Below are 2,442 nucleotides of genomic sequence, written 5' to 3'. Positions count from 1 at the left end.
CGGACCGTTCACCCTCAACCCCTCAGGCCAGTTCACCGGCACACCGGCGGTGCTCCACAACCCCGTCACCAACACCCTCGACCTGTTCGTGGTCGGCACCGACATGTCCATGTACCGCGCAACGTGGAACCGCACCACCGGCTGGACGTCCTGGACCATGACCGGCAGCTGGAAGTTCCGCGGCTCCCCCTCCGCGGTCTACAACCCCGACACCAGGACGGCCGAGGTCTTCGGTCAGGGCACCGACGGCGTCATGGCCCACATCGCCAACCCGGCCGGCGCAGGCTGGACCGGCTGGTCCATCGTCGGCCAGATCCCCACGACGGGCTGACCGCACCCGGCTGACCGCACCCGCCGAGACCCCACCAGGTCGAGGAACGGAGAACCGATTCATGCTCCGCCCACGCCTACGCTCCGCAAGGACGGCCGGGACACTCACCGCCGCCGTCCTCACCGGCACCCTCCTGACCGGCACGCCCGCCGCTGCCGTCAGCGGCGACACCGCGGCGACCGGTTCCTACGCCTTCACCGCCAAGCTGGACATCGGCGAGGGCACGCGCTCGTGCTCCGGTGCCCTGGTCGACCCGTACTGGATCGTCACCGCCGCCGCCTGCTTCGCCGACGACCCCGCCCGGCCGACGACCGTCCCTGCCGGCCCGCCCGCGCTCAAGACCATCGTCACCGTCGGCCGTACCGACCTCACCACCGCCACGGGGCAGGTACGGGATGTTGCCGAACTTGTCCCCCGCACCGACCGCGACCTCGTCCTCGCCCGACTCGCCCGCCCCGTCACCGACATCTCCCCGGTAGCCGTCGCAACGGGCGCACCCGTCCAGGGGGAGGGCCTGCGGGTCGCCGGCTACGGTCGGACCGGCACCGAATGGGTACCCGACAAACTCCACACCGCGACCTTCGGCGTGAACGCGGTCACCTCGACCGGCATCGGCATCACAGGCACCGCACCGGCCGGCGCCGCGGTGTGCAAGGGGGACACCGGCGGCCCCGCCGTCCGTGGGAGCGGCGGCACCGTCCAACTCGTCGCCGTCATAAGCACCTCCTGGCAGAAGGGCTGCCTCGGCAGCACCGAGACCACCCGTGACGGCGCCACCGCCACCCGCACCGACGACATCGGCGACTGGATCCAGCTCGTGCGGTCCCGCCCGTTGCCGCCCCAGGCACCCGGCGTCCTGCGCTGGTTCCTCTCCGATTCCGCCCAGTCGAACTTCAACACCCGGCCGGTCTTCGACTTCGGGAAGAGCCCGATGATCCCGCTGACAGGCAATTGGGACGGCATCGGCGGGGACACCCCCGGCTGCTACGACCCCACGACCGCGCACTTCTACCTGACCAACTCCCTCGACGGCACCCCGAGCAGCACCGACTTCGGGTTCGGCAACCCGGGCGACGTCCCGGTGGTCGGCCGGTGGGACGGCGGACGCACCACCGAGGTCGGGATCTACCGCCCCAGCACCGCCACGTTCCACCTACGCCACCACGACGGCACCGTGACCTCCTTCATGCTGGGCGACGGCGGCAACTGGAAGCCGATCGCCGGAGACTGGACACACAAGGGCTACGACACCCCGGGGCTGTTCAACCCCAACACCGCCACCTTCTACCTCGTGAACTCCATCCACAGCGCCGATGCCGACGTCACGTTCACCTTCGGCAACCCGGGGGACACGCCCCTCGCCGGCGACTGGAACGGCAGCGGCACCACCCAGGTCGGCGTCTACCACCCCGCCGGCAGCATCTTCCGCTTTCGCGGTGCCGCCCCGGACGGCTCCACTACCTCCGTCTCCTACGGCGACAGCGGGCTCCCTGTCACCGGCGACTGGAGCGGCAGCGGCAAGTCGACCCAGGGCATTGCCGTCCCCGGCCGCTGACGTACGCCGCACACCCGGCCGGCGCGGCCCAGCGGTCCCGGTCGGCGGTCACAAACCCACCACGACAAGAAGTCCCCATGTCCCGCAAGACCCCACCCCGTTCCTGGCGGACCGGTGTACCGGCCGCAGCCGCCGGCACACCGGGCCTGAAGAACCGAAGCAGCGGCAAAGTCCTGGAGATCGACGGCTCCCTCACGGTCCAAGGCTCACGCGCCCAGCAGTAGACCTTCTAAACCTCCCCACCCGGAAATGGTTTTCAGTGCTGACCCTGGTGGAGGAGGCCGATGAGCGGCGTGAGCGGGAGCAACCCCCGCGAGCGCGGGGCCGACTTGCCGTGGTGCTGTCCTGCGTGGCGATCATCGGAGCAACCCCCGCGAGCGCGGGGCCGACCGGCCGGTCCGCTGCAACGGTGTCCGGCCTGGGGAGCAACCCCCGCGAGCGCGGGGCCGACGTCAGGTACCCCTGGGAGGTGATGACGCGGCCTGAGCAACCCCCGCGCGCGCGGGGCCGACCGATCGATAGAGCGACATAATCACGTCACCGACCAGCAACCCCC

The 2,442-nt window shown here is 70.8% G+C and carries 1 protein-coding gene, 1 pseudogene and 1 CRISPR repeat array; the gene and the pseudogene both read left to right on the top strand.

Translation table 11 applies throughout. From position 1 onward, the window contains the following. Positions 1 to 331 (top strand): annotated as a pseudogene (locus tag ACFXAM_RS37455) (hypothetical protein); the annotation flags it as partial. A 61-nt stretch (positions 332 to 392) separates the two neighbouring features. Further along, a complete protein-coding gene (locus ACFXAM_RS37450; protein WP_380298264.1) occupies positions 393 to 1,886 on the top strand; it encodes a S1 family peptidase in 1,494 nt (497 codons plus the stop codon). Positions 1,887 to 2,186: 300 nt separating this feature from the next. Next, a CRISPR array of direct repeats spans positions 2,187 to 2,398; the repeat unit is 29 nt; unit sequence GGAGCAACCCCCGCGAGCGCGGGGCCGAC. Positions 2,399 to 2,442 lie beyond the last annotated feature (44 nt).

Origin of the sequence: Kitasatospora sp. NPDC059462 (assembly GCF_042749955.1) — a bacterium.
Classification (GTDB): Bacteria; Actinomycetota; Actinomycetes; order Streptomycetales; family Streptomycetaceae; genus Kitasatospora.
This window is presented reverse-complemented; position numbering and strand designations above follow the sequence as displayed.